The organism is Enterobacter cloacae complex sp. 394I7, from assembly GCF_057320345.1.
The window spans coordinates 773,097-796,593 of the sequence record NZ_JBXWCR010000001.1; the positions used below are offsets into that span (position 1 = coordinate 773,097).

The 23,497-nt window shown below is 55.8% G+C and carries 24 protein-coding genes; 16 read left to right on the forward strand and 8 right to left on the reverse strand.

All coding sequences use genetic code 11. The features are described 5' to 3' along the window. Positions 1 to 60: 60 nt before the first annotated feature. Positions 61 to 630 (forward strand): carboxymuconolactone decarboxylase family protein, encoded by a 570-nt coding sequence (locus AC2FAP_RS03745; protein ID WP_485452841.1) that lies wholly within the window; start codon positions 61 to 63, stop codon positions 628 to 630. Beyond that, on the forward strand, positions 623 to 1,240 hold the full coding sequence (locus AC2FAP_RS03750; RefSeq protein ID WP_307371224.1) for a CDP-alcohol phosphatidyltransferase family protein: 618 nt from the start codon (positions 623 to 625) through the stop codon (positions 1,238 to 1,240). Before AC2FAP_RS03745 ends, AC2FAP_RS03750 begins: the two co-directional genes overlap by 8 nt. Here AC2FAP_RS03750 and AC2FAP_RS03755 read toward each other — a convergent pair. The 6 genes from AC2FAP_RS03755 to xthA form a co-directional block, all read right to left on the reverse strand. Continuing rightward, positions 1,237 to 2,544 (reverse strand): rhodanese-like domain-containing protein, encoded by a 1,308-nt coding sequence (locus AC2FAP_RS03755; protein WP_047366434.1) that lies wholly within the window; start codon positions 2,542 to 2,544, stop codon positions 1,237 to 1,239. The genes AC2FAP_RS03750 and AC2FAP_RS03755 overlap by 4 nt on opposite strands. 73 nt (positions 2,545 to 2,617) lie before the next feature. Continuing rightward, positions 2,618 to 3,238 carry an ATP-binding cassette domain-containing protein gene (locus AC2FAP_RS03760; RefSeq protein WP_449541566.1) on the reverse strand — a complete coding sequence of 207 codons (621 nt, stop codon included), beginning with the start codon at positions 3,236 to 3,238 and terminating at the stop codon, positions 2,618 to 2,620. Continuing rightward, complete coding sequence (locus AC2FAP_RS03765) at positions 3,238 to 4,767, reverse strand: ABC transporter permease family protein (RefSeq protein ID WP_449541567.1); 1,530 nt, start codon at positions 4,765 to 4,767, stop codon at positions 3,238 to 3,240. The genes AC2FAP_RS03760 and AC2FAP_RS03765 overlap by 1 nt, the downstream gene beginning before the upstream one ends. After that, entirely contained in the window at positions 4,740 to 5,900 is a 1,161-nt protein-coding gene (locus tag AC2FAP_RS03770; RefSeq protein WP_040019018.1) for an ABC transporter substrate-binding protein, read from the reverse strand. Before AC2FAP_RS03770 ends, AC2FAP_RS03765 begins: the two co-directional genes overlap by 28 nt. A gap of 15 nt (positions 5,901 to 5,915) precedes the next feature. Continuing rightward, entirely contained in the window at positions 5,916 to 6,575 is a 660-nt protein-coding gene (locus AC2FAP_RS03775) for a TVP38/TMEM64 family protein (RefSeq protein WP_153852333.1), read from the reverse strand. Positions 6,576 to 6,605: 30 nt separating this feature from the next. After that, positions 6,606 to 7,412, reverse strand: coding sequence for an exodeoxyribonuclease III (gene xthA / locus AC2FAP_RS03780; RefSeq protein ID WP_020884424.1), 807 nt, complete (start codon positions 7,410 to 7,412; stop codon positions 6,606 to 6,608). A gap of 433 nt (positions 7,413 to 7,845) precedes the next feature. On the opposite strand from xthA, the gene astC reads away from it, so the two are divergent. The 7 genes from astC (at position 7,846) to ves (ending at position 15,560) form a co-directional block, all read left to right on the forward strand. Next, positions 7,846 to 9,066, forward strand: a complete 1,221-nt coding sequence (gene astC, locus AC2FAP_RS03785) for a succinylornithine/acetylornithine transaminase (RefSeq protein ID WP_014169663.1) — start codon at positions 7,846 to 7,848, stop codon at positions 9,064 to 9,066. After that, the gene (astA, locus tag AC2FAP_RS03790; RefSeq protein ID WP_014169664.1) at positions 9,063 to 10,097 is read left to right on the forward strand and encodes an arginine N-succinyltransferase; all 1,035 of its coding nucleotides are present in this window, start codon (positions 9,063 to 9,065) and stop codon (positions 10,095 to 10,097) included. The genes astC and astA overlap by 4 nt, the downstream gene beginning before the upstream one ends. Next, the gene (astD, locus tag AC2FAP_RS03795; protein ID WP_032681217.1) at positions 10,094 to 11,581 is read left to right on the forward strand and encodes a succinylglutamate-semialdehyde dehydrogenase; all 1,488 of its coding nucleotides are present in this window, start codon (positions 10,094 to 10,096) and stop codon (positions 11,579 to 11,581) included. Before astA ends, astD begins: the two co-directional genes overlap by 4 nt. After that, positions 11,568 to 12,893: an N-succinylarginine dihydrolase gene (gene astB / locus AC2FAP_RS03800; RefSeq protein WP_032677963.1), complete on the forward strand. Its 1,326-nt coding sequence runs from the start codon at positions 11,568 to 11,570 to the stop codon at positions 12,891 to 12,893. Before astD ends, astB begins: the two co-directional genes overlap by 14 nt. 10 nt (positions 12,894 to 12,903) lie before the next feature. Continuing rightward, positions 12,904 to 13,869, forward strand: a complete 966-nt coding sequence (astE, locus tag AC2FAP_RS03805; RefSeq protein ID WP_449541568.1) for a succinylglutamate desuccinylase — start codon at positions 12,904 to 12,906, stop codon at positions 13,867 to 13,869. A 338-nt stretch (positions 13,870 to 14,207) separates the two neighbouring features. Continuing rightward, a complete protein-coding gene (gene spy / locus AC2FAP_RS03810; protein ID WP_020884420.1) occupies positions 14,208 to 14,705 on the forward strand; it encodes an ATP-independent periplasmic protein-refolding chaperone Spy in 498 nt (165 codons plus the stop codon). Positions 14,706 to 15,002: 297 nt separating this feature from the next. Then, positions 15,003 to 15,560, forward strand: a complete 558-nt coding sequence (gene ves / locus AC2FAP_RS03815; protein ID WP_020884419.1) for an environmental stress-induced protein Ves — start codon at positions 15,003 to 15,005, stop codon at positions 15,558 to 15,560. On the opposite strand, the gene cho is transcribed toward ves, so the two are convergent. Both cho and nadE read right to left on the reverse strand, forming a co-directional pair. Then, positions 15,538 to 16,416 carry an excinuclease Cho gene (cho, locus tag AC2FAP_RS03820; RefSeq protein WP_014169671.1) on the reverse strand — a complete coding sequence of 293 codons (879 nt, stop codon included), beginning with the start codon at positions 16,414 to 16,416 and terminating at the stop codon, positions 15,538 to 15,540. The genes ves and cho overlap by 23 nt on opposite strands. 123 nt (positions 16,417 to 16,539) lie before the next feature. Continuing rightward, positions 16,540 to 17,367, reverse strand: coding sequence for an ammonia-dependent NAD(+) synthetase (gene nadE / locus AC2FAP_RS03825; RefSeq protein WP_020884418.1), 828 nt, complete (start codon positions 17,365 to 17,367; stop codon positions 16,540 to 16,542). Between the two features lie 232 nt (positions 17,368 to 17,599). Here nadE and osmE point away from each other — a divergent pair, with 232 nt between their 5' ends. From osmE to chbG, 7 genes are all read left to right on the forward strand, one after another. Further along, positions 17,600 to 17,944: an osmotically-inducible lipoprotein OsmE gene (gene osmE / locus AC2FAP_RS03830; protein ID WP_014169673.1), complete on the forward strand. Its 345-nt coding sequence runs from the start codon at positions 17,600 to 17,602 to the stop codon at positions 17,942 to 17,944. Between the two features lie 281 nt (positions 17,945 to 18,225). Further along, positions 18,226 to 18,543, forward strand: a complete 318-nt coding sequence (gene chbB / locus AC2FAP_RS03835; RefSeq protein ID WP_008500676.1) for a PTS N,N'-diacetylchitobiose transporter subunit IIB — start codon at positions 18,226 to 18,228, stop codon at positions 18,541 to 18,543. A gap of 79 nt (positions 18,544 to 18,622) precedes the next feature. Further along, positions 18,623 to 19,981, forward strand: a complete 1,359-nt coding sequence (gene chbC, locus AC2FAP_RS03840; RefSeq protein WP_014169674.1) for a PTS N,N'-diacetylchitobiose transporter subunit IIC — start codon at positions 18,623 to 18,625, stop codon at positions 19,979 to 19,981. 47 nt (positions 19,982 to 20,028) lie between these two features. Beyond that, the gene (gene chbA / locus AC2FAP_RS03845) at positions 20,029 to 20,376 is read left to right on the forward strand and encodes a PTS N,N'-diacetylchitobiose transporter subunit IIA (protein ID WP_020884417.1); all 348 of its coding nucleotides are present in this window, start codon (positions 20,029 to 20,031) and stop codon (positions 20,374 to 20,376) included. A gap of 8 nt (positions 20,377 to 20,384) precedes the next feature. Further along, positions 20,385 to 21,224: a transcriptional regulator ChbR gene (gene chbR, locus AC2FAP_RS03850; protein WP_014169676.1), complete on the forward strand. Its 840-nt coding sequence runs from the start codon at positions 20,385 to 20,387 to the stop codon at positions 21,222 to 21,224. Between the two features lie 110 nt (positions 21,225 to 21,334). Then, positions 21,335 to 22,690 carry a 6-phospho-beta-glucosidase gene (locus tag AC2FAP_RS03855; protein ID WP_079231144.1) on the forward strand — a complete coding sequence of 452 codons (1,356 nt, stop codon included), beginning with the start codon at positions 21,335 to 21,337 and terminating at the stop codon, positions 22,688 to 22,690. Positions 22,691 to 22,701: 11 nt separating this feature from the next. Further along, positions 22,702 to 23,460 (forward strand): chitin disaccharide deacetylase, encoded by a 759-nt coding sequence (chbG, locus tag AC2FAP_RS03860; protein ID WP_063934343.1) that lies wholly within the window; start codon positions 22,702 to 22,704, stop codon positions 23,458 to 23,460. Positions 23,461 to 23,497: the final 37 nt, after the last annotated feature.

Sequence of the window (23,497 nt, forward strand, 5' to 3'; positions counted from 1 at the left end):
TTAGCGAAAAACACCATATTATCGTGCCCTTTCTAAGAGTCCAGCCATCAGGAGAATCAGGTGAAAGAGACGTCCACCTGGGTAGATCCCATCGCCACCCTTCCGGTCAGCATAAAACCGATTGCCGCCATGCAGAAAAAACACTTTGGTGCTGTGCTTAACCCCACGCGCTGGTGGGGAAGGATGCCACGTCTTTTCTGGCTGGTGGCATTGTTCGTCGGTTTTCTCGAACGTCGTCACGCGCGCCTGTCGCCGGTGCTTCGTTCGCTGTTAATGACCCGGGTATCGCAGCTTTGTCACTGTGATTTTTGTATCGATGCCAACAGTTTGCGCCTGGCGGAGCGCTCAAGCACATTGGATAAGGTTCAGGCCGTCAACGCGTGGCGTGATTCCGCTCTTTTTAGCGAAGAGGAGCGTGCGGCGCTGGCCTATGCCGAGGCTGTCACCGCGACGCCGCCCCGCGTGGATGACGAAATCAAAAGTGAGATCAAACGCCATTTCAGCGAGGACGCGATCGCCGAAATGACGGCGCTGATTGCGTTTCAGAATCTCTCTGCACGCTTTAATGCCGCACTGGACATCCCGGCGCAGGGGTTATGTGCCACGTTTAAAGAGGATCCCCATGCTTGATCGTCATCTGCACCCGCGGATTAAACCCACGCTCAACCGACTGGTGTCAGTACTGGATAAGCCGGGGATCACGCCTGACGGATTAACCCTGACCGGGTTTGCCATAGGCGTTCTGGCCTTACCGTTTCTGGCCCTCGGCTGGTATCCGGCGGCGCTCGTCGCCATCGTGCTGAATCGCCTGCTGGATGGTCTGGACGGTGCGCTGGCGCGCCGGCGCGGGCTGACGGATGCGGGAGGATTTCTTGATATCGCCCTCGATTTTCTGTTTTACGCGCTGGTTCCCTTCGGATTCGCGCTGGCGGCCCCCGTAGAGAATGCGCTTGCCGCTGGCTGGCTGTTGTTTGCCTTTATCGGTACCGGGAGCAGTTTTCTGGCATTTGCCGCGCTGGCAGCGAAACACAACATCGACAACCCCGGCTACGCGCATAAGTCGTTTTACTATATTGGTGGGTTAACGGAGGGGACGGAGACGATCGCGCTGTTTGTGCTGTGCTGCCTCTTTCCGGCGCACTTCAGCGTGCTGGCGTGGATATTTGGCGCGTTGTGCTGGCTGACCACCACAACGCGCATCTGGAGTGGGTATGTGACGCTGAAGTCACTTATCCGTTAGCGTGAACTTTCTGGCCCGCGTTTTCCGCTGGAGACGGGGTTCTGTGGATGACTGCTCCACTCGTACCAGCCGCCGTCATAGACGGCGACATTTTTCCAGCCCATCGCCCGTGCGTACATAAACGTCTCGGACGCACGCCAGCCGGTGCCGCAGTAAAACGCGACGTGCTGTTCCGGCAGGATGTTCCAGGTTTTCCACATGGCGGCGATGTCCTCAGCGCTGCGCATGGTGCCATCCGGATTATGGAAATCTTCCATATGGGTGGCGTCGCTACCGGCATGACCCCAGCGGGCACCGGCAATTTCACCTTTTGGCTTGATGTAGCTGTAGCCGCTGGTTTCGCCGATGAACTCCGGCCAGGAACGAATGCTGACCAGCGACGCGTCCTGGCGATGCAGCATCCCGCGTGCTTGCGCCATATCCACCATCAACTGCGGCTGGCCGGGGATTGGTGCACCAAAATCGGGGGCGGGCTTCACGTCTTTGGGCATTCCCCGTTCAACCGGCAGACCCGCGTCAGACCAGGCTTTCCAGCCGCCATCAAGAATGCGGACGTCCTTCACGCCCGCATACAGCATGATCTGCGCCACGCGGGCGGCGGCATATACGTCACGGCCATACAGAATGACGGTCGTATCGTGACGGATCCCGTGCTTCGCCAGCATCGCTTTTAGCGTGTCATCAGAAACTTTATTCCACAGCGGTTCGCTTTCCACTTCGTTGGTATCAATGTAGCCGGCACCGGGAATATGGTTCAGCAGATAAAACTTCGGCGCGCCCCATGCGGCTTCAATGACTTTCCAGTCGCCCGTCGGCGCGGCAGTGACGGGTTTACCCTGCTGAAGCTGGTGGATCCACTCCGGGTAGACGAGTTGTTCAAAGTGCGGCAAACGCTGCAGACGCTCAGGTACCTGCAGGGCATCGTTGAGCACGGAAATCTGGTGGTAGCCGGCTTTTTCCAGCCGCGCTTTGACCGCCTGATTATCGGCGTCGCGACCGTAGAGCGCGATCGTCATGGCCGGCGTAAGCTGGTGCTGTCTGGCCCAGACGGCAATCTGGTCATCGCTCATCGCGCCAAGCCAGGAGGCGGAAAGGTTAAGTGCGGCGGGCTCATGCCCGGAGGGCGCGCTCAGCGTTTGCGGCCAGCCGTTGTAAAACGCGCTGGCGCGGGTGTCGATCACCGCGCCGTGTTGTGCCTGAAGTTGAGACAGCGTCATGGCGTGCGGCATATCAGCAGCCAGAGAGGAAAATGAAGCGAGGCCGCACAGCATGGCCAGCGCGGTCAGTTGAGAAACACGTTTCATCGAATAACCTGACGTCAGTAAAAGAGGGGGGCATTGTCGTCTCTCCTGAAAGGTAAAACATTGCGTTAGCACATTATTGCCAGCGAGAAATCTCAATCACTTCGCCGCCCGGGGGCACGTCTTCGTCGTCATGCGTGACCAGAACCACCGGAATATTGCGTGCGCGGGTAGTGTCAAATACCCATGCCCGAAACGAGGCGCGTAACGCATTATCGAGACGGCTGAACGGTTCATCCAGCAGTAACGCCTGCGGCTCTGCAAGCAGGGCACGCAGCAGACTGACCCGGGCACGTTCGCCGCCGGAAAGGGTCGCCGGATCGCTGGCGTAATGCCCGGCAAGCCCGGCAGAACCGAGCGCCTGCTCGACCGCTTCCCGCCGTGCTCGTCCGACAATCCGTTCAGGTAATGCCAGCAGCAAATTTTGTCCGACGCTGAAATGGTCAAACAGCAGGGCATCCTGAAAGAGGATCCCCAACCCGCGGGCCTCCACGGGCAGTCCGTCGCAGCGACGTTCATCAAGCCACAGTTCGCCCTGAGCCTGAAAGTCGTCTGACAGTGCGCCCACCATCCAGGCAAAAAGGGTTGATTTTCCGCTGCCGGAAGGGCCCATCAGCGTGACTATTTCGCCGCGTGGCACACAAAAATTGACCTCGTGGAAAAGCGGTTCAATGGTGAGATTGCTGACCTGCAGCATTAACGTAATCCTCGTCGGTAACGGCTTGCGAGCCGGGATAGCAGGGCGGCAAGGCCAAACACGCTCCCCGTGACCAACAGCAACCCCAGCGCCCGGTTAGCCAGAAGCGGAATGCTGCCTCCACTGCTGAGCGCCACGGTTTCAGTGGTCAGCGTCGCAAAACGGCCTGCGCCCAGCCAGAGGGTTGGCATGTATTGCGCCATGCTGACGGAAAACCCGGTCGCGAAAGCCAGCAGCGCCGGGCGTACCAGCAAGGGGCATTTCAGCCAGCAGAAGATTTTTCCCCGCCGCCAGCCGAGCGTTCTGGCGGTAAGGATCAGACGGGGATCGATCCTCTGCCAGGCTGGCTGGAGGACCAGCAACATCCACGGTAAAACCCACAGCAGATGGCTCCACAGCACGGCGGCATAGTGCCCGTCGATACCCAGTCGCAACGCGATAACGTATTGTCCAGTAACGAGGGGCAGCGCCGGCAGCGCCAGCGGCAACCACACCCACAGTGTGCCTCGCTGCGGTCCCCACTCAAGCCAGAGAACAATTACCCCCAGCGAAATCAGGCTGGCGAGCAGGCCAAAGGAGAGGCTGGCGCCAACCGCACCGATGTCTTCCCGCTGCGCCAGCATGAGCAGCACGACCGCGCAAAGCACCCCGCAGGCGGGCAGAAATCCGCTGAGCAGACGCGCTGGTGGGACGATAAGCGACATTCGACGGCGTCCGCTCAGATCCGGCAGCGTGCGACGCCAGAGTCTCCATGCGCCGTAACCCAGTGCAGAAAGCGCGGCCAGCAGCAGAAGGAGAAGCAGGCACAGCAGCGTTCCCTTTGTCTGCTGCTGCGCATCGCCCTGACTGAGCCACTGCCACGCCAGTACGGCAAGCGTCGGGGGATTGCCGGGCCCGAGCACCATCGCCACGTCCACTACCGACAGGGACCAGGCCAGCACCGCCAGCATCACCGCGCCAAGAGCCGGCGCGATCGTCGGAAGGATGAGCCAGTTCAGCGCCTGAAAACGCCCGTAGCCGAAGGTATGCAGCACGACCTTTTGCTGCGCAAGGCGTTTTTCCGGCAGGACGGCGTAAAGGGCCCACAGCACAAACGCGCTCTCTTTTACCGCAAGCGTCAGCCCCAGCCCTGCACCGTATCGGTCAAGTGGTGGCGTACAGACGCTACACACCTGATACAACAGGCCCCCTTCGGCAAAAAGCAGTAAAGCGCTGGTGGCAAAGGCCACATGAGGAACGGCGAGCAGCCACGGCAGCCGGCTGCTGAGCCGTCGCCAGCGCTCGCCCGGCCACAGGAGGGCCACGATCACCAGAGCGATAAACATCGACCCCAGCGTCGCGATAAGCGTTGAGACCAGCGTGGCGACCGTTGCCTGTGGCAGCTGCGGGTCGTTAAGCAGCAACTGCCAGTTGTTCAGCGAGAATGCCGGGGCAAACAGTATGGCGGCGGCGGGAAGCAACGGCAGATAGATGACCGCCATCGCCAGCCAGACGAGCCAGCTCAGCGGGTGCCGTAACGACGCAGCCATTCCTGCTCCAGCGCGTTAACCCAGGCAGCGTGCGGCTCGGGAAGCATTTTTGGCAGCCCTGCCGGCGTATGGGCAGCGAGCTGCTTCGCTTCTTTTTCGGGCAGTGTTTTCGCATCCAGTACGCTCGGGTCTCCCCAGATGGCCGGGTCGGCCTTGCGGATTTGCGCCTGCGGTGAAAGGAGGAAATTGGCGACCACCTTCGCGCCTGCGCTTGCGCTGGCATTCGACGGAATGGCCACAAAATGGACGTTGCCTATCATTCCGTTGTCAAAACCAACGCTGTAGCTGTCGGCAGGCAGTTCACCGCTGGCCACTTTTTGCTGCGCATGTGCCGGGTTAAAGGTCAGGGAGAGATTGAGGCTACCGCTGGCAAGCAAGGTATCCATTCTGGCGGGCGAGGGAGGAAAGTCCTCTCCCTTTCGCCACAGCAGCGGGTGTAATTTGTCCAGGTAGTGCCACAGCGGAGCCGTCACCTGGGCAAAGGTGTTATCAGGGGCTTTTTGCAACGCCTCCGGGTGAGCGGTGAGGGTCAGGAGCAACTGTTCCAGAAATGCCGTACCGGTAAAATCGGGCGGGCGTGGGTAGCTGACTTTGCCCGGATGCTGCTGCGCATACGCCAGCAACGCCTGAGGATCGTTTGGGGGCGCAGGCAGGCTTGCGTGGCGGGCAATAAAGGTGAGCTGTGCACCGCCCCACGGGGATTCCGCGCCATCGGTGGGGACAGCAAAATCCTCCATAACCGGTTTACGGGTATCGACATAGCGCCAGTTGGGCAAGGTCTGCGCCCATCCGGTTTGCAGCAGGTTAGCGGCTTTCAGGGTACGGAAGTTCTCACCATTGACCCATAAGAGGTCGACTGAACCGTTCGTTTTCCGGCCTGCGGCGGCCTCTGTTTGAATACGTTTGACTGCATCGGCGGCATCTGCCAGTGGGACGATTTTAAGGGTTATGTCGTAATGCGTTTTCATCTCACCGCTTACCCACTCGAGGTAGCGGTTTACCGCCCGATCGCCGCCCCAGGCGTTAAACCAGACGGTCTGGCCTTTGGCTTGTTGTTGGATAGCCTGCCAGTTGTCCGCTGCAAACAGCGGGGCTGCCAGCAGCAGACCGCTCAGAAACGTGCAAAAACGCACACGGCGCATAATGCCTCACTTTTTTGATGAAGGGGTAAAACGGGAAAACAGCCAGCGCGTCGCCAGCGGCAATAACCCCAGTAGTGTAAAGGCGAATATCAGTCCCGGCGATAAAATATCGCGAAGCGAATTCACTTTCCCCAGCGCGCGTCCGGCGTTCAGAAAGATAATGGTTGCAGGCAGCATGGCGACCTGGCTCACCCACCAGTAGCGACTGACCGCAATACGGGTCAGCCCCATGAGCAGATTCACCAGAAAAAACGGGAACAAGGGCATAAGTCGCAGGGCAAAAAGATACCCTGCACCGTCTCGCGCCATACCGGCATTCACCGTATTCATCTGCGATGTGAATCGCCGCTGTACCCAGTCGCGCAGCAGATAACGGCTGGCAAGCATCGCCAGCGTGGCGCCGAGGGTAGAAGCAAACGAGACCAGCAGGGTGCCTTCCCACAGCGTAAACAGCGCTCCCGCCAGCAGCGTCAGTATCGCCGCACCGGGTATCGACAGGGCGGAGACCAACACGTAGAGGGCGAAAAAGAAAAACGCGCTTTGCCACGGTGCCTGTTCCACGTGCGAGAGGAGCGACTGCTGGTGCGTTTTGATGGTTTCCAGGGAGAGCGTCCCCGGCGGAAGAAAGACGAAGGTCAGAACAAATGCGCCCAGAAGGGCGCACATCAGGAGTCTTTTTTGCGTGTTCACACGAGGTTACAGTTTGAATTTCGCCCAGACCGGCGCATGGTCAGACGGTTTTTCCATGCTGCGGATATCGTAGTCGATGCCGGTTTCGATGCAGCGTTCCGCCAGCGGCGGGCTGGCCAGCAGCAGGTCTATACGCAGACCGCGGTTGTCATCAAAGCCTTTTGAGCGGTAGTCAAACCACGAGAATCGATCCTGCGTTTCCGGGTTGGCGGTGCGGAAAGTATCAACCAGACCCCAGCCGAGCAGGCGTTCCATCCACTCGCGTTCTTCCGGCAGGAAAGAACATTTACCGGTACGCAACCAGCGTTTGCGGTTCTCTTCTCCAATGCCGATATCGAGATCGGTCGGGCTGATATTCATGTCGCCCATGATCAGCACCGGATTCTCTTTTTTCAGTTCGGTGGTCAGGTAATCCTGCAGATCCTGATAAAACTTTGCTTTGGCCGGGAATTTTGTCTCATGGTCGCGGCTCTCACCCTGCGGGAAATACCCGTTAATCACCGTGATATTGCCAAGTGGTGAAGGAATTTCCGCCATGATGATGCGACGCTGCGCTTCGCCATCATCGCCCGGGAAGCCACGACGTACGGAAACCGGCGTCTCTTTGGTCAGCAGCGCCACGCCATAGTGACCTTTCTGTCCGTGATAGAAGACGTTGTAACCGAGCTTCGCCACCTCTTCGAGGGGGAACATATCGTCGTGAACTTTTGTCTCCTGCAGGCCGATCACATCTGGCTGATGTTGCTCAACAATTGCTTCAAGCTGGTGAGGGCGGGCACGCAGGCCGTTGATATTAAAAGAGACAAATTTCATAGTCGCTGCCAATGCAAGGTGAATAGTGCATGGATGGTAGCAGAATTTGCGTCAACTGTTACGGGGTTCGACCAATAACTGCGACAGATCATGCCAACGGTGCAATATTTGCACCATTCTGACGCGCATTGCCCCCCAACAGGGCGTAAAGAACCGATAAATTTCGCGAGCGATCACAATTCCAGAATTATATTTGGCTTCTGCATACTCTTTCTTATTTTCGTGCGGCAAAGCGCCGCTTGTCGTTAAAATATTCACTTTTTATGCAATAACAGTGAATAACTCCATATCGTAACTTATTGATATTCTGTAACCCTAACCCGTTTATGCATTTTTATCGCTGGCTGGCACGAAGGCTGCAATCTACATTCACAGTGCAAACACTCAATTATTTAACATCTAAATAACCTTTTATTTACCGGATGAGGTCGCTATGTCTCTGTCAATTACGCGTGAAAATTTCGATGAATGGATGATGCCGGTTTACGCTCCGGCGGCTTTTATTCCGGTACGGGGGGAAGGCTCACGCCTGTGGGATCAACAGGGCAAAGAGTATATCGACTTTGCTGGCGGGATTGCGGTAAACGCGCTGGGCCACGCGCACCCTGCACTGCGTCAGGCGTTAAACGACCAGGCGGCGAAGTTCTGGCATACCGGTAACGGTTTTACCAACGAGCCCGCTCTGCGACTGGCGAAAAAGCTGATCGACGCAACGTTTGCCGAAAAAGTCTTTTTCTGTAACTCAGGTGCGGAAGCAAACGAAGCTGCCCTGAAGCTGGCACGCAAATATGCACACGATAAATTCGGCGTTCATAAGAGCGGCATTGTGGCGTTTAAAAACGCGTTCCACGGCCGTACGCTCTTTACCGTCAGCGCTGGCGGTCAGCCGTCATACTCGCAGGATTTTGCGCCACTGCCGCCGGATATTCGTCACGGCGTGTATAACGATCTGCAGTCCGCCAGTGAGCTTATCAACGACACCACCTGTGCGGTGATCGTCGAACCTATGCAGGGTGAGGGCGGGGTCCTTCCGGCGCAAAAAGCGTTCCTGCAGGGGCTGCGTGAGCTGTGCGATCGTCATCACGCGGTGCTGATTTTCGATGAAGTCCAGACGGGGGTGGGGCGTACCGGTGAGCTGTATGCCTATATGCACTACGGCGTAACGCCGGACGTGCTCTCTACGGCGAAAGCGCTGGGCGGTGGCTTCCCGATTGGCGCCATGCTGACCACTGATAAATTCGCCAGCGTAATGACCGTGGGTACGCATGGTACAACATACGGTGGTAACCCGCTGGCTACCGCCGTGGCCGGACAGGTTCTCGACATCATTAACACGCCGGAAGTGCTCAAGGGCGTTAAACAACGTCATGACTGGTTTGTTGAGCGCCTGAACGCCATCAATAGCAAGACGGGACTGTTTAAAGAGATCCGCGGTCTGGGTCTGTTAATTGGCTGCGAACTCACACCTGAGTTTGCCGGAAAAGCTAAACTTATTTCACAGGAAGCGGCAAAAATGGGCGTGATGGTACTGATTGCCGGTGCCAACGTGGTGCGTTTTGCCCCTGCGCTGATTGTCAGCGAGGAAGAGGTGAGAACCGGTTTAGACCGTTTTGCACTGGCCTGTGAACATGTGAAGTCCGGGGTGTCATCATGATGGTCATCCGTCCCGTTGAGCGCGGCGATATCGCCGGGCTCATGCAGCTTGCCGGTAAGACGGGAGGCGGGCTGACCTCGCTTCCTGCCGATGAAAAAACGCTGTCGGCGCGCATTGAGCGCGCCCTGCAAACCTGGCAGGGGACGTTGCCAAAAAGCGAACAGGGTTATGTGTTCGTTCTCGAAGATACCGACACCGGTACCGTGGCCGGCATTTGCGCAATCGAAGTGGCCGTCGGGCTTAACGACCCGTGGTACAACTACCGTGTCGGTACGATGGTTCACGCCTCAAAAGAGCTGAACGTCTATAACGCGCTGCCCACGCTTTTTCTCTGTAATGACCACACGGGAGCCAGCGAGCTTTGCACGCTGTTCCTCGATCCTGCGTGGCGAAAAGAGGGCAACGGTTATCTGCTCTCCAAGTCGCGCTTCATGTTTATGGCCGCGTTCCGCGATCGTTTTAACGAAAAGGTCGTCGCCGAGATGCGCGGCGTAATCGACGACACCGGCTATTCACCTTTCTGGGAGAGCCTCGGCGAGCGCTTCTTCTCGATGGAGTTCAGCCGCGCGGACTATCTGTGCGGCACCGGGCAGAAAGCGTTTATCGCCGAACTGATGCCGAAACACCCCATCTATACCCATTTCTTAAGCCCCCAGGCGCAGGCGGTGATTGGCGAAGTGCACCCGCAAACCGCGCCGGCCCGGGCGGTGCTGGAAAAAGAGGGTTTCCGCTACCGTAACTATGTGGACATCTTTGACGGCGGACCCACCCTGGAGTGCGATATCGACCGCGTGCGCGCGATCCGTAAAAGCCGGCTGGTTGAGGTTTCCGAAGGCCAGCCTGCACCGGGTGAGTGGCCAGCATGTCTGGTGGCTAACGAGCAGTACAACAATTTCCGCGCCATGCTGGTGCGAACCAACCCGAAAAGTGAACGTCTGGTGCTGACGGCCGCGCAACTGGATGCCCTGAAATGTAACGCCGGCGACACGGTTCGCCTGGTGCGTCTCTGCCCTGAGGAGAAAACAGCATGACTTTATGGATCAACGGTGACTGGGTCACGGGCGAAGGCGAGCCGCGCATAAAGACCAATCCGGTCGGACAAGAAGTGCTCTGGAAGGGAAATGACGCCAGCGCCGGGCAGGTCGAACAGGCCTGTCATGCCGCCCGTCGCGCTTTCCCGGGATGGGCGAAACAATCGTTCTCCGTACGTCAGGGAATAGTCGAGAAATTTGCATCACTGCTGGAGGCCAATAAAGCCGAATTGACGCGCGTTATCGCTCAGGAAACCAGCAAGCCGCGCTGGGAGGCGGCCACGGAAGTGACGGCGATGATCAATAAAATCGCCATTTCGGTGAAGGCGTACCATACCCGTACCGGTGAGCAACATACCGATATGCCTGACGGCGCGGCCACGCTGCGCCACCGTCCGCACGGCGTGCTGGCGGTATTTGGCCCCTATAACTTCCCGGGGCATCTGCCGAACGGGCATATCGTGCCCGCGCTGCTGGCGGGCAATAGCGTGATTTTCAAGCCGAGTGAGTTAACGCCACTGACCGGTGAGGTGGTGGTGAAGCTCTGGGAACAGGCTGGTCTGCCGCACGGGGTGCTCAATCTGGTGCAGGGGGGACGTGAAACCGGCCAGGCGCTGAGTGCGTTGAGTGATATCGACGGCCTGCTGTTTACCGGCAGCGCCGGAACGGGCTACCAACTGCATCGCCAGCTGGCGGGGCAGCCGGAAAAAATTCTCGCGCTGGAGATGGGCGGTAACAACCCGCTGATCGTTGAAGATCCCGATGATATCGACGCGGCGGTGCATTTGACCCTCCAGTCAGCGTTTATTACCGCCGGACAGCGCTGCACCTGCGCGCGTCGTCTGTTGGTGAAACGGGGTGCACAGGGCGACGCCTTCCTCGCGCGGCTGGTGGAAATCAGCGCGCGTCTGGTGCCTGCGCAGTGGGATGCCGACCCACAGCCGTTTATTGGGGGGCTGATTTCCGAGCAGGCCGCGCTGAACGTGCTGAAAGCCTGGCAGGATCACGTGGCGCGCGGGGCGAAAACCCTGCTTGAGCCAAAGCAAATCAAGCCCGGAACATCGCTGCTGACGCCGGGCATTGTTGAGATGAGTGGCGCACGCAACGTGCCGGATGAAGAGGTCTTTGGCCCGCTGCTCTGTGTCTGGCGTTATGACGATTTTGACAGCGCCATTGAGATGGCCAATCACACCCGCTATGGACTGTCGAGCGGTCTGATTTCCCCGCATCGTGAGAAATTTGATCAGCTGCTGCTCGAAGCACGCGCCGGGATTGTGAACTGGAATAAACCGCTTACCGGTGCGGCGAGTACGGCACCGTTTGGCGGGGTAGGCGCTTCGGGTAACCACCGCGCCAGCGCATGGTATGCCGCAGATTACTGCGCGTGGCCGATGGCGAGTCTGGAAACGCCTGCGCTAACGCTGCCGGAAACGCTGAGTCCGGGGCTGGATTTTACTCAGGGGGATCGTCATGAAAGCGCGTGAAGTCAACTTTGACGGGCTGGTGGGGCTGACGCACCACTATGCTGGCCTCTCGTTTGGTAATGAAGCCTCGACGAAGCACCGTTTTCAGGTCTCCAACCCGAAACTGGCGGCGAAGCAGGGGCTGCTGAAAATGAAAGCCCTGTCGGATGCCGGTTTCCCGCAGGCGGTGATCCCGCCGCAGGAGCGTCCGAACGTGGCGGTGTTACGTCAGCTCGGCTTTAGCGGCAGCGATGAGCAGGTTATCGAAAAAGCGGGTACGCAGACGCCGCACCTGCTTTCAGCGGCGAGCTCTGCCTCGTCGATGTGGGTGGCAAACGCTGCTACCGTTGCACCGTCGGCCGATACGCTGGATGGCAAAGTGCATTTAACGGTGGCGAACCTGAATAACAAATTCCACCGTGCCACCGAAGCGGAGACGACCGAGCGCGTTCTGCGTGCGATTTTCCGTCATGAGGCTCACTTTGAGGTCCATCAGGCGTTGCCACAGGTGGCCATGTTCGGGGATGAAGGAGCGGCAAACCATAACCGTCTTGGGGGGGATTATGGCGATCCCGGCGTGCAGCTGTTTATTTACGGGCGAGAAGAGGGCGGCCATTCGGCGCCTGTCCGTTATCCCGCCCGCCAGACGCTGGCGGCAAGCCAGGCCGTCGCGCGGCTGAACCAGGTGAATCCCTCACAGGTGATTTTTGCTCAGCAGAACCCGCAGGTGATTGACCAGGGGGTTTTCCACAATGACGTCATTGCCGTCTCTAACCGCCAGGTGCTGTTCTGCCATGAGCAGGCGTTTGCCCATCAGGAGAAGCTGCTCGCTACGCTGCATGAGCGGGTGCCGGGATTTATGCCGATTCAGGTGCCGACCCAGGCGGTCAGCGTGCAGGATGCGGTTGAAACTTACCTCTTTAATAGCCAGCTGTTGAGCCGTGAGGACGGCAGCATGATGCTGGTGCTGCCGCAAGAGTCGCAGGACCATAAAGGGGTGTGGCGTTATCTGTCTGAACTGGTGAAAGCCGATAACCCGATCGATGAATTGCGCGTCTTTGACCTGCGCGAAAGCATGGCCAACGGCGGCGGTCCGGCCTGTTTACGCCTGCGCGTAGTGCTGACGCAGAACGAAATGCAGGCTGTTAATCCGGCCGTGATGATGAATGAGACGCTGTTTAACTCCCTGAATGACTGGGTGGATCGTTACTATCGCGACAGATTAACGCAGGCCGATCTGGTCGACCCTCAGCTACTGCGTGAAGGGCGTGAGGCACTGGACGCGTTAACAACAATCCTGCAGTTGGGATCGGTTTATCCGTTCCAGCGCTAAAGGAGTAGCTATGGAAAACTTACTGGCGTTGACACTGGCCGATGAAACCCCCGAACAGCGTGAGGGGGAGGGCCCCTCATTTCACTGGCGGTGGCTGGGTCGCGGCGTCCTTGAACTGACACCGGCCGCGAAGAGTGAGTTATCGCTGCTGCTTTCAACCGGCATCCATGGCAATGAAACCGCGCCGGTTGAAATTGTCGACCAGCTGCTTCGCGCGTTGTATCGGGGAGATATCACCCTGCAGTGCCGTCTGCTGGTGGTGTTTGGCAACCCGCCTGCGCTGGCGCAAAACAAACGTTATCTTGAGAGCGACCTTAACCGCATGTTTGGCGGCCGCTGGTCACAGTTTGTGCCGGGCGATGAAACGTCGCGGGCGCAGTGGCTTGAGCACGTGGTTGCCACATTTTTCGCCGCGGCCGGTCCCGTGCGCTGGCATCTCGACCTGCATACGGCAATTCGCGCCTCTTATCATGTGCGCTTTGGTGTTCTGCCCCAGCGTAACCAGCCGTGGGATGAGGCGTTTCTGAGCTGGCTGGGCGACGCCGGGCTGGAGGCTCTGGTGTTTCATCAGTCGCCGGGGGGCACATTTACCCATTTCACCTGTGAGCATTTCGGCGCGCTGGCCTGCACGCTGGAGCTGGGAAAAGCGCTACCGTTTGGCCAGAACGATCTCACGCGCTTCGCGCCAACGCACCTTGCGCTTCGCGCGCTGCTCGGGGGATTGGCACCCGAGCCAACGCAACAGACTGTCGTGCGCTATCGGGTCGTACAGCAGATCACTCGCCGCAGCGAGGCCTTCCGGCTGCATATGGCCGCCCACACGCTGAACTTCACCCCTTTTCGCAAAGGCGTTCTGCTGGCGGAAGATGGCGACGAGCGCTACGAGGTGCAGAAAACCACTGAATATGTTCTGTTCCCTAATCCATCGGTAGCGTTTGGCCTGCGCGCCGGGCTGATGCTGGAAAAAGTGTCCTGAACATTTCCCCTCTCATTGCCTGAGAGGGGAACGTCAAAATATTTTTCTTAGCGATTAAAGCGCAATGACAACTATTGCAGAATATTCCTGGTGAATTGCTTTATTATTGGTCTTCACTTCGCTATACTTTTTTAAATTGCTTTGAAAATCATCATCTTGAATATTTTCGTTGCAACTCTCCATCCTTTATCCTTAATTCCTCCACATTTGGCGATAATTTGTTTTTTACACTTTCATTGTTTTACTGTTGCTCTGATTAATTGACGATAAACCCCGTAAAGTTAATCTCGTCAACACGGCATAGCGCCGAAGAATAACTGAAAGTAAGGAAATAAATTATGCGTAAGTTTACTGCACTGTTTGTTGCTTCTACCCTGGCTCTGGGCGCTACCAGCATGGCGTTCGCTGCAGATACCGCGACCACCACCACTGCCGCGCCTGTCGAAGGCAAAATGATGATGCATCATAAAGGCAAGCCGGGTATGCACCACGAGATGATGATGTTTAAAGATCTGAACCTGACGGATGCACAGAAACAGCAGGTCCGCGACATCATGAAAAGCCAGCGCGACCAGATGAAACGTCCGTCACTGGACGAACGCCGCGCGATGCATGACATCATCGCCAGCGACAGCTTCGATAAAGCAAAAGCCGAAGCGCAGATCGACAAAATGGCTGAGCAGCATAAAGCCCGCATGCTGGCGCATATGGAAACCCAGAACAAGATCTACAACATTCTGACGCCGGAACAGAAAAAACAATTTAATGCCAATTTTGAGAAGCGTCTGACAGAACGTCCAGCAATGGAAGGTAAAATGCCAGCACCAACCGAATAATCGGTTCAACATCTTAAGACCGCCGGGATCCTGTCCACAAAAGCGCTAACGCTGTGGACAGGACCGGCGGTTTTTCTTTCCTGCCCTCTTGTCTGCCGCCGCCAGAGCGGTATTCTCCTGTAGTCGCTTCAGAGAATGTTTGCAGAGTCATGGCGTTATAATTTTTATTAACGTTCCGCTAAGGCCTGCCCGCTCTGCTGCCGATACTGTGTCTGTGAAAACCCAACGATAACAAACAAGACAGCAACGATAGCGATATCCTTGCCCTGGCACAGGTTGTGCCTTTCAGGAGTGGTGATGGAGTTCTTTGATATCCGTAAGATGCCGGTCAGCCTCTGGCGCAATGGCGCAGGCGAGACGCGGGAAATTTGTTGTTTTCCGCCCGCAACGCGTGATTTTTACTGGCGTGCCAGTATCGCGACCATCGCCAGCAATGGCGAATTCTCCTCTTTTCCCGGTGTCGATCGGGTGATTACCTTGCTTGAAGGGGGTGAGGTAACGCTGGATGCCGGTCAGGCGTTCTGCCATACCCTGAAACATCATCAGCCATACCATTTTTCCGGCGATCAGCCGGTGAAAGCGCTGCTTTCCGAAGGACGGATGTCGATGGATTTCAACATCATGACCCGGCGTGACCGTTGTCAGGCGAAAGTGCGTGTCGCTGACCGCACCTTTACCACGTTCGGCTCCCGCGGGGGCGTCGCGTTCGTGTTAAGCGGGGCGTGGCAGCTTGGCGATAAGTTGCTGACGGCCGATCAGGGCGCCAGCTGGGAGGAGGGCGTCCATACTCTCCGCCTGCTGGAGGCTCAGGGCACCTTATTATTCAGCGAAATTAACTGGCTGCCGGGGCACTAAGCTCAATGACCTCATACTTGCCGGTTAACACGGGCTTGCAGAGAATTTTGTAGCCATCGTGGTCGAAACCGGCGGGTGTGCGCAGCAAGGTTGCCGCATCGTTTACATCGTCAACAGCACCCAGCCAGAGCCAGTTGTTGATGATGTGATACTGGGTCATCGCGTCACCGACTTCTTTTAGCGCAACGGCACCCTCCCACGGCCAGCAGTTAACGCTAAGCGCCGCCAGCCCTGCGAGGAGCCGGGCGTGGTGTTCCTCAATGCTTTCTTTCCCGCAGCAGGCCCCTGCGCAGCGCTTTAACGCTGAGCGGAAACAGGCACGCCCGCGGGTGGTTGCTTCGAGGCCTAGCAGGCTGTAGCACAGCTGTAACTCATCGGCCAGCGTTTGCAGAGCCTGCAGAGCCGCCCGTTTGTTAGCGAACAGCCCGTAGAGATTGGGGGCGTGAGAAAAATCGACTTCGCGTGCGTAGACAACCTGCGGCTTACCGGCGTTTATCTGCAGGGAGCAGAGCTGCCGGTTGCGGCGCAGGCGCTTATTGAACAGCGGCTGTTGCTCTTTGATCAGCCGGGCTTCCAGTAAGAGCGCGCCCATTTCTCCGGCGGTACGAAACCAGGTGATGCGTCGCGACTGGCGCAGCATTGCCGCCTCGTCTGGCGTGCGCAGATGAGACATGACCCGGCTGCGAATATTTACGCTTTTGCCAATGTAGAGCGGAAGGGTGTCACTCTCACCGTGAAAGATATACACGCCCGGCTGTTTAGGCAGTTCCTCAAGCCAGGGGCGAAGATGTTCGGGATATTCGTAGATAGCCGCCGCTTCAAACTCAAGACGCGGGGCGGATTGACGCCTGCTCACATACTACTCCATATACTGTTCAGGCATACAGTGTAGCAGAGCCGGTTTGGTTAAAAAAGAGCCGGGTGGCGCAACGGACGGTGCGGGCGAACACCCTCTCCCCAGAGAGAGGGTGCCAGAGTGTTACTTTTTCCAGAAATCATCGAACACGGTGATCGGCGGGCGACGCTTGTGCTCGGTTTTCAGATACCAGCTTTCAATGATCTTCGCGGTACCTTCATCCAGTTTTTTGCCTTCCAGATAATCATCAATATTGTCATAGGTGACACCCAGGGCCGCTTCATCCGGCAGGGAGGGGCGATCGTCTTCCAGATCTGCCGTTGGCGCTTTCTTGTAAAGGTGCTCCGGGCAACCCAGCGCGGCAAGCAGCTGCTTACCCTGACGTTTGTTCAGACGGAAGAGCGGGTTAATATCGGTACCGCCGTCGCCATACTTGGTGAAGAAACCCGTGATGGCTTCTGCCGCATGATCGGTACCGACCACAACGCCTTTGGTCATCCCGGCAATGCTGTATTGCGCTTTCATACGTTCACGGGCTTTTTCATTGCCGCGGACAAAATCACTCAACTCAATGCCTGCTTCGCGAAGCGCCTGCTCGCTGGCCAGCACCGATCCTTTGATATTGACGGTGAGCACGCGATCGGGCTGGATGAAGGCGATGGCATCCTGGCAATCCTGTTCATCAGCCTGCACGCCATAGGGAAGACGCACGGCAATAAACTGCAGCGCGTCATCACCCGTCTCTTCGCGGAGCTCTGAAATTGCCATCTGGCAGAGTTTACCGGCCAGGGTAGAGTCCTGACCGCCGCTGATGCCCAGCACCAGGGATTTCAGGAACGAGTGAGTTTTTAAATAAGACTTTAAAAAATCCACGCTGCGGCGGATCTCTTCTTGTGCGTCTACCGCGGGCTTCGCGCCCAGCGCCTGAATAATCTCTTGTTGCAGAGCCATCACGCCCTCCATATGCAGAACATAAACAGATTGTGTTAACTGTTAAAACTAACCCTTTGAACGAGAAACGACAAGGATCACAGTTTCGAGTGCGCTAAATTGCGGCGATTTAGCAGGTTATCGTTGTTTTATTAGAATTTTCCGAAATTCGTCTGGCGGAATTCACAAAGTTGAACAATAGTACTTTTTATTCCATGCTTAGATAACACGCTGATAAACAAGAGGACGGAATATGAACAAGAACGTAGCAGGAATTCTTAGCGCAGCGGCGGTACTGACTATGCTGGCAGGGTGTACGGCCTACGACCGCACCAAAGATCAGTTTACACAGCCCGTAGTGAAAGATGTCAAAAAAGGCATGACCCGTTCGCAGGTGGCTGCGATTGCCGGCAAGCCTTCTTCTGAAGTGACAATGATTCATGCACGCGGTACCTGCCAGACCTATATCCTGGGTCAACGTGATGGTAAGGCAGAGACCTACTTCGTTGCGTTGGATGAGACCGGTCATGTGATCAACTCCGGTTACCAGACCTGTACTGAATACGATACCGATCCGCAGGCACCTAAGGCGCAGTAACCCTTCTTGCCTGAGTATGTTAACAAACCGGCCGTTGGGCCGGTTTTTTTATACATACGTAAATCTTATTTCTTCTCGCGAATTATTTGCCTGAAATGTGAAGGTAGTCAACACGCCAGGTCAATGAGAGACAATTTGCCCCTGTGCAGAATTATCTCCTGTCTGTACCATTGCGTATACTCACTCCAACGACAAACAACAGTAAGCAAACTACCTGTCTGCCAGGATAGCGAGTCGAGTGATAGCGCGATGGCAGGTAGTCATACGAGAGGGAAGTTACTATGGAAAAGAAACATATCTATCTGTTCTGCTCAGCAGGCATGTCAACCTCGCTTCTGGTGTCAAAGATGCGTGCTCAGGCTGAGAAGTATGAAGTCCCGGTGGTGATCGAAGCGTTTCCGGAGACGCTGGCGGGCGAAAAGGGCCAGACAGCCGATGTCGTTTTACTGGGGCCGCAAATTGCCTATATGTTGCCCGAAATTCAACGTCTGTTACCCAATAAACCGGTCGAAGTGATCGATTCGGGATTGTACGGCAAGATTGATGGTTTAGGTGTATTGAAAGCTGCTGTTGCAGCAATTAAAAAAGCTGCTAATTAATTTTTATTTTTCCCGTCAAAGAGTTATTTCACACACAATACGCCGTAACCTGCGTTGCGGCATTTAAGGGTATTTTCCTATGAGTAAAGTCATCGCTTCACTTGAAAAGGTACTCCTTCCTTTTGCTGTTAAAATAGGAAAGCAGCCTCACGTTAATGCCATCAAAAATGGTTTTATTAGATTAATGCCGTTGACGCTGGCTGGGGCAATGTTCGTTTTAATTAACAACGTTTTTCTGAGCTTTGGTGAAGGTTCCTTTTTTTATTCATTAGGAATTCGATTAGACGCTTCCACAATTGAAACCCTTAATGGTTTAAAAGCCATTGGCGGCAACGTATATAACGGTACGTTAGGTATTATGTCGCTGATGGCACCTTTCTTTATTGGCATGGCACTGGCGGAAGAACGGAAAGTGGATCCGCTGGCCGCAGGTTTATTATCCATTGCCGCCTTTATGACCGTGACGCCATACAGCGTCGGTGAGGCCTATGCCGTAGGGGCCAACTGGCTGGGGGGCGCTAATATCATCTCCGGTATCGTTATCGGTCTGGTGGTTGCGGAGATGTTCACCTTTATTATTCGTCGCAACTGGGTTATCCGTTTACCGGATAGCGTGCCGGCGTCCGTTTCTCGTTCATTTTCCGCGTTGATTCCAGGCTTCATTATTCTTTCCATCATGGGGATTATCGCCTGGGCGCTCTCTCATTGGGGCACTAACTTCCACCAGATCATCATGGACTCTATCTCAACGCCGCTGGCGTCAATGGGTAGCGTGGTCGGTTGGGCGTATGTGATTTTCACCTCCCTGCTGTGGTTCTTTGGCGTGCATGGTTCACTGGCACTGGCGGCGCTGGACAGCGGTATCATGACCCCATGGGCACTGGAAAACGTTGCACTTTACCAGCAGTACGGCTCTGTTGACGCGGCGCTGGCAGCCGGTAAAACCTTCCATGTGTGGGCGAAGCCGATGCTCGACTCTTATATCTTCCTGGGGGGTACCGGGGCGACGCTGGGTCTGATCATCGCGGTCTTTATTGTTTCTCGTCGCGCTGACCATCGTCAGGTTGCGAAGCTGGCACTGCCGTCAGGCATCTTCCAGATAAACGAGCCGATTCTGTTTGGTCTGCCAATCATCATGAACCCGGTAATGTTCATTCCGTTCATTCTGGTTCAGCCACTGCTGGCGGCCATTACCCTGACGGCCTATTACCTGGGCATTATCCCGCCCGTCACCAACATTGCGCCGTGGACCATGCCGGCGGGTCTGGGGGCGTTCTTCAACACCAACGGTAGCGTGGCTGCCTTCCTGCTGGCGATATTCAACCTCGGGATTGCAACACTGCTCTATATGCCATTCGTGGCGATAGCAAACAAAGCTGCAACCGTTATCGATGAAGAAGAGAGCGAAGAGGATATCGCCCTCGCACTGAAATTCTAAAATTGCACGGCGCGGGGCAACCCGCGCCAGCCAAAAGGAGCTTAAAAATGTTAGATTTGGACAGTATTGTCGCAGAAGAAACCGCAGAGAACGATCTGGAAGAGGTGGTGATGGGGCTTATCATCAATTCCGGGCAGGCGCGTAGCCTGGCGTATGCCGCGCTCAAGCAGGCCAAGCAGGGTGATTTCGCAGCCGCGAAAACCATGATGGAACAGTCCCGTACGGCGCTGAATGAAGCGCACCTGGTGCAGACAAAGCTTATCGAAAGCGACCAGGGTGAAGGCAAGATGAAGGTCAGTCTGGTGCTGGTGCATGCGCAGGATCATCTGATGACGTCGATGCTGGCACGTGAACTGGTGGCCGAGTTAATTGAGCTTCACGAGAAGATGCAGTAAGGCAGAGTTTGCAGCAGGAGGTCAGCGCGATGGAAATAAAAACCGCACTTGAACAGCAACTGTTTAATGGCAAAAATTTTCACGTGATTATTTACAACAAGACGGAGAGCGCGAGCGGTCTGCATCAGCATGACTACTATGAGTTCACGATTGTTCTGACCGGTCGCTACTACCAGGAAATCAACGGCAAGCGCGTCCTGCTTGAGCGGGGAGATTTCGTCTTCCTGCCGATGGGGTCCCATCACCAGAGCTTTTATGAATTTGGTGCAACCCGCATTCTTAACGTAGGTGTCAGCAGACGCTTCTTTGAGAAACACTATCTGCCGCTGGTGCCGTTCTGCTTTGTGGCCTCGCAGGTTTATCGCATCAAAAACGAATTCATGACCTGGATTGAAACGGTTATCGCCTCGCTTAACTTTCGCGAGAATGAATTTGATGAGTTTATTGAAACGGTGACGTTTTATGTGATGAACCGTCTGCGCCATCATCGTGAAGAGCAGCAGGTAAGCGATGATATTCCGCAGTGGCTGCGCAGTACGGTTGAACTGATGCACGATAAAGGGCAATTCAGCGAAAATGCGCTGGAAAATATGGTCGCTTTATCCGGTAAATCACAGGAATATCTGACCCGAGCAACTCAGCGTTATTATCGTAAAACCCCAGTGCAAATTATTAATGAAATCCGCATTAATTTTGCTAAAAAACAGCTGGAAATAACCAACTACTCGGTTACCGATATTGCTTATGAGTCAGGCTACAGTAGCCCCAGCTTGTTTATTAAGACCTTTAAGAAATTGACTTCGTTCACACCGAACAGTTACCGGAAGAACCTGACGGTAATTAATTAAATTTCGGCGGATTTACCCGCCACAAATATTGCCTTGATTGCTTGCCCACAGAGCGGGAAGAGTACGCTACACCTTGCAGGCGATTAACCTGATATGCTAAGGGAGATATTATGCAGAAGAAATTAAAAGTCGTAACCATTGGCGGCGGCAGCAGTTATACCCCGGAATTACTCGAAGGTTTCCTGAAACGTTATCATGAATTACCGGTCAGCGAATTATGGCTGGTGGACGTTGAGGAAGGTCAGGAGAAACTGAATATCATTTTTGAGCTCTGCAAGCGGATGGTCGCGAAAGCCGGTGTGCCATTGACCGTGCATAAAACCCTCGACCGTCGCCTGGCGCTGCAGGATGCCGACTTCGTGACGACTCAGCTGCGCGTCGGTCAACTCAAAGCGCGTGAAATGGATGAACGTATTCCACTGAGCCACGGCTATCTGGGGCAGGAGACCAACGGCGCGGGCGGCCTGTTCAAGGGGCTGCGTACCATTCCGGTCATTTTTGACATCATCAACGATGTGGAAGCGATCTGCCCCAACGCGTGGGTGATTAACTTCACCAACCCGGCCGGGATGGTGACCGAGGCGGTCTATCGCCACACCGGTTTCAAACGCTTTATCGGCGTCTGTAATATTCCGATTGGCATGAAGATGTTCATCAGCGATGTGCTGGAGTTGACCGATAACGACGATCTTTCTATCGATCTCTTTGGCCTGAACCACATGGTGTTTATCAAAGATGTCATCGTGAATGGTCAGTCTCGCTTTAGCGAACTGCTTGACGGCGTAGCCTCCGGACGCCTGACCGCTGCGTCAGTGAAAAACATCTTTGACCTGCCGTTCAGCGAAGGGCTGATCCGCTCGCTTAATCTGCTGCCTTGCTCATACCTGCTTTACTACTTCAAACAGAAAGAGATGCTGGCCATCGAGATGGGTGAGTACTATAAGGGTGGCGCACGCGCTCAGGTGGTGCAGAAAGTTGAAAAGCAGCTGTTTGATTTGTATAAAGATCCGAACCTGAACGTGAAACCGAAAGAGCTTGAGCTGCGCGGCGGAGCGTATTATTCCGATGCGGCGTGTGAAGTGATCAACGCCATTTACAACGACAAGCAGGCCGAGCACTACGTCAATGTGCCGCATCACGGCCATATCGACAATATCCCGGCTGACTGGGCCGTTGAGATGACCTGCATTCTGGGACGTGATGGCGCCAGGCCGCATCCACGAATTACCCACTTTGACGACAAAGTGATGGGGTTGATCCACACCATCAAAGGGTTTGAAGTGGCAGCCAGCAACGCGGCGCTGAGCGGTGAACTCAATGACGTTCTTCTGGCGCTCAATCTCAGCCCGCTGGTCCATTCCGATCGTGATGCCGAGCAACTGGCCAGCGAAATGATTCTGGCGCATGAAAAATGGTTGCCTAATTTTGCCACCACGATTGAGAAGCTGAAATTCAAACAGCACTGAGAGGATGTGTGATGGAAAACCTGCTGATCGTCAATGCTGATGATTTTGGACTCTCAAAAGGTCAAAACTACGGCATTATTGAAGCCTGCCGCCGGGGTGTGGTGACCTCAACAACGGCACTGGTTAATGGTGACGCGGTTGAACACGCGGCGCAGCTCAGCCGCGAGGTGCCAGCGCTGGGCGTCGGCATGCACTTTGTATTGACGCTCGGGATGCCGCTTTCACCGATGCCAGGACTGACGCGGGACGGACAGCTGGGCAAATGGATTTGGGAGCAGGCAGAGCAGGGCACGCTGCCGCTCGAGGAGATTACCCGCGAGCTGGACTGTCAGTTCAACCGTTTCGTCGATCTCTTTGGCCGTGAACCCACGCATATTGACAGCCATCATCACGTGCATATGATCCCGGCACTTTTCCCGTCAGTGGCGGAATTTGCACAGCGCAAAGGCGTGGCAATGCGCGTGGATCGTGAGGTGCAGGCGCTGCACGGGCTGTCATTGTCTTCTGTGTCCACAACGGACGGGTTCAGTAGCGCGTTCTACGGCGACGAGATTAGCGAAGCGCTGTTCCTGCAGGTGCTGGATGAGTCCGCCACGCGCGGGGAACGGTCGCTGGAAGTGATGGCACACCCGGCGTTTGTCGATAACATTGTGCGTAAAAGTGCCTACTGCTGGCCGCGACTGGCGGAACTGGATGTGCTGACGTCGGCATCGCTGAAATACGCCATTGCCGAGCGTGGGTACCGTCTGGGCACCTTTGAGGATGTATGAAAATAGCCCGGAGGCGCGGTGCCTGCCGGGCTGAGTA

Coding starts and splice junctions, on each gene's coding strand:
- AC2FAP_RS03750 (WP_307371224.1), top strand. CDS start 623: ATGCTTGATCGTCATCTGCACCCGCGGATTAAACCCACGCTCAACCGA.
- AC2FAP_RS03755 (WP_047366434.1), bottom strand. CDS start 2,544: ATGAAACGTGTTTCTCAACTGACCGCGCTGGCCATGCTGTGCGGCCTC.
- AC2FAP_RS03760 (WP_449541566.1), bottom strand. CDS start 3,238: ATGCTGCAGGTCAGCAATCTCACCATTGAACCGCTTTTCCACGAGGTC.
- AC2FAP_RS03765 (WP_449541567.1), bottom strand. CDS start 4,767: ATGGCTGCGTCGTTACGGCACCCGCTGAGCTGGCTCGTCTGGCTGGCG.
- AC2FAP_RS03775 (WP_153852333.1), bottom strand. CDS start 6,575: ATGTGCGCCCTTCTGGGCGCATTTGTTCTGACCTTCGTCTTTCTTCCG.
- xthA (WP_020884424.1), bottom strand. CDS start 7,412: ATGAAATTTGTCTCTTTTAATATCAACGGCCTGCGTGCCCGCCCTCAC.
- astC (WP_014169663.1), top strand. CDS start 7,846: ATGTCTCTGTCAATTACGCGTGAAAATTTCGATGAATGGATGATGCCG.
- astA (WP_014169664.1), top strand. CDS start 9,063: ATGATGGTCATCCGTCCCGTTGAGCGCGGCGATATCGCCGGGCTCATG.
- astD (WP_032681217.1), top strand. CDS start 10,094: ATGACTTTATGGATCAACGGTGACTGGGTCACGGGCGAAGGCGAGCCG.
- astB (WP_032677963.1), top strand. CDS start 11,568: ATGAAAGCGCGTGAAGTCAACTTTGACGGGCTGGTGGGGCTGACGCAC.
- astE (WP_449541568.1), top strand. CDS start 12,904: ATGGAAAACTTACTGGCGTTGACACTGGCCGATGAAACCCCCGAACAG.
- spy (WP_020884420.1), top strand. CDS start 14,208: ATGCGTAAGTTTACTGCACTGTTTGTTGCTTCTACCCTGGCTCTGGGC.
- ves (WP_020884419.1), top strand. CDS start 15,003: ATGGAGTTCTTTGATATCCGTAAGATGCCGGTCAGCCTCTGGCGCAAT.
- nadE (WP_020884418.1), bottom strand. CDS start 17,367: ATGGCTCTGCAACAAGAGATTATTCAGGCGCTGGGCGCGAAGCCCGCG.
- osmE (WP_014169673.1), top strand. CDS start 17,600: ATGAACAAGAACGTAGCAGGAATTCTTAGCGCAGCGGCGGTACTGACT.
- chbB (WP_008500676.1), top strand. CDS start 18,226: ATGGAAAAGAAACATATCTATCTGTTCTGCTCAGCAGGCATGTCAACC.
- chbC (WP_014169674.1), top strand. CDS start 18,623: ATGAGTAAAGTCATCGCTTCACTTGAAAAGGTACTCCTTCCTTTTGCT.
- chbA (WP_020884417.1), top strand. CDS start 20,029: ATGTTAGATTTGGACAGTATTGTCGCAGAAGAAACCGCAGAGAACGAT.
- AC2FAP_RS03855 (WP_079231144.1), top strand. CDS start 21,335: ATGCAGAAGAAATTAAAAGTCGTAACCATTGGCGGCGGCAGCAGTTAT.
- chbG (WP_063934343.1), top strand. CDS start 22,702: ATGGAAAACCTGCTGATCGTCAATGCTGATGATTTTGGACTCTCAAAA.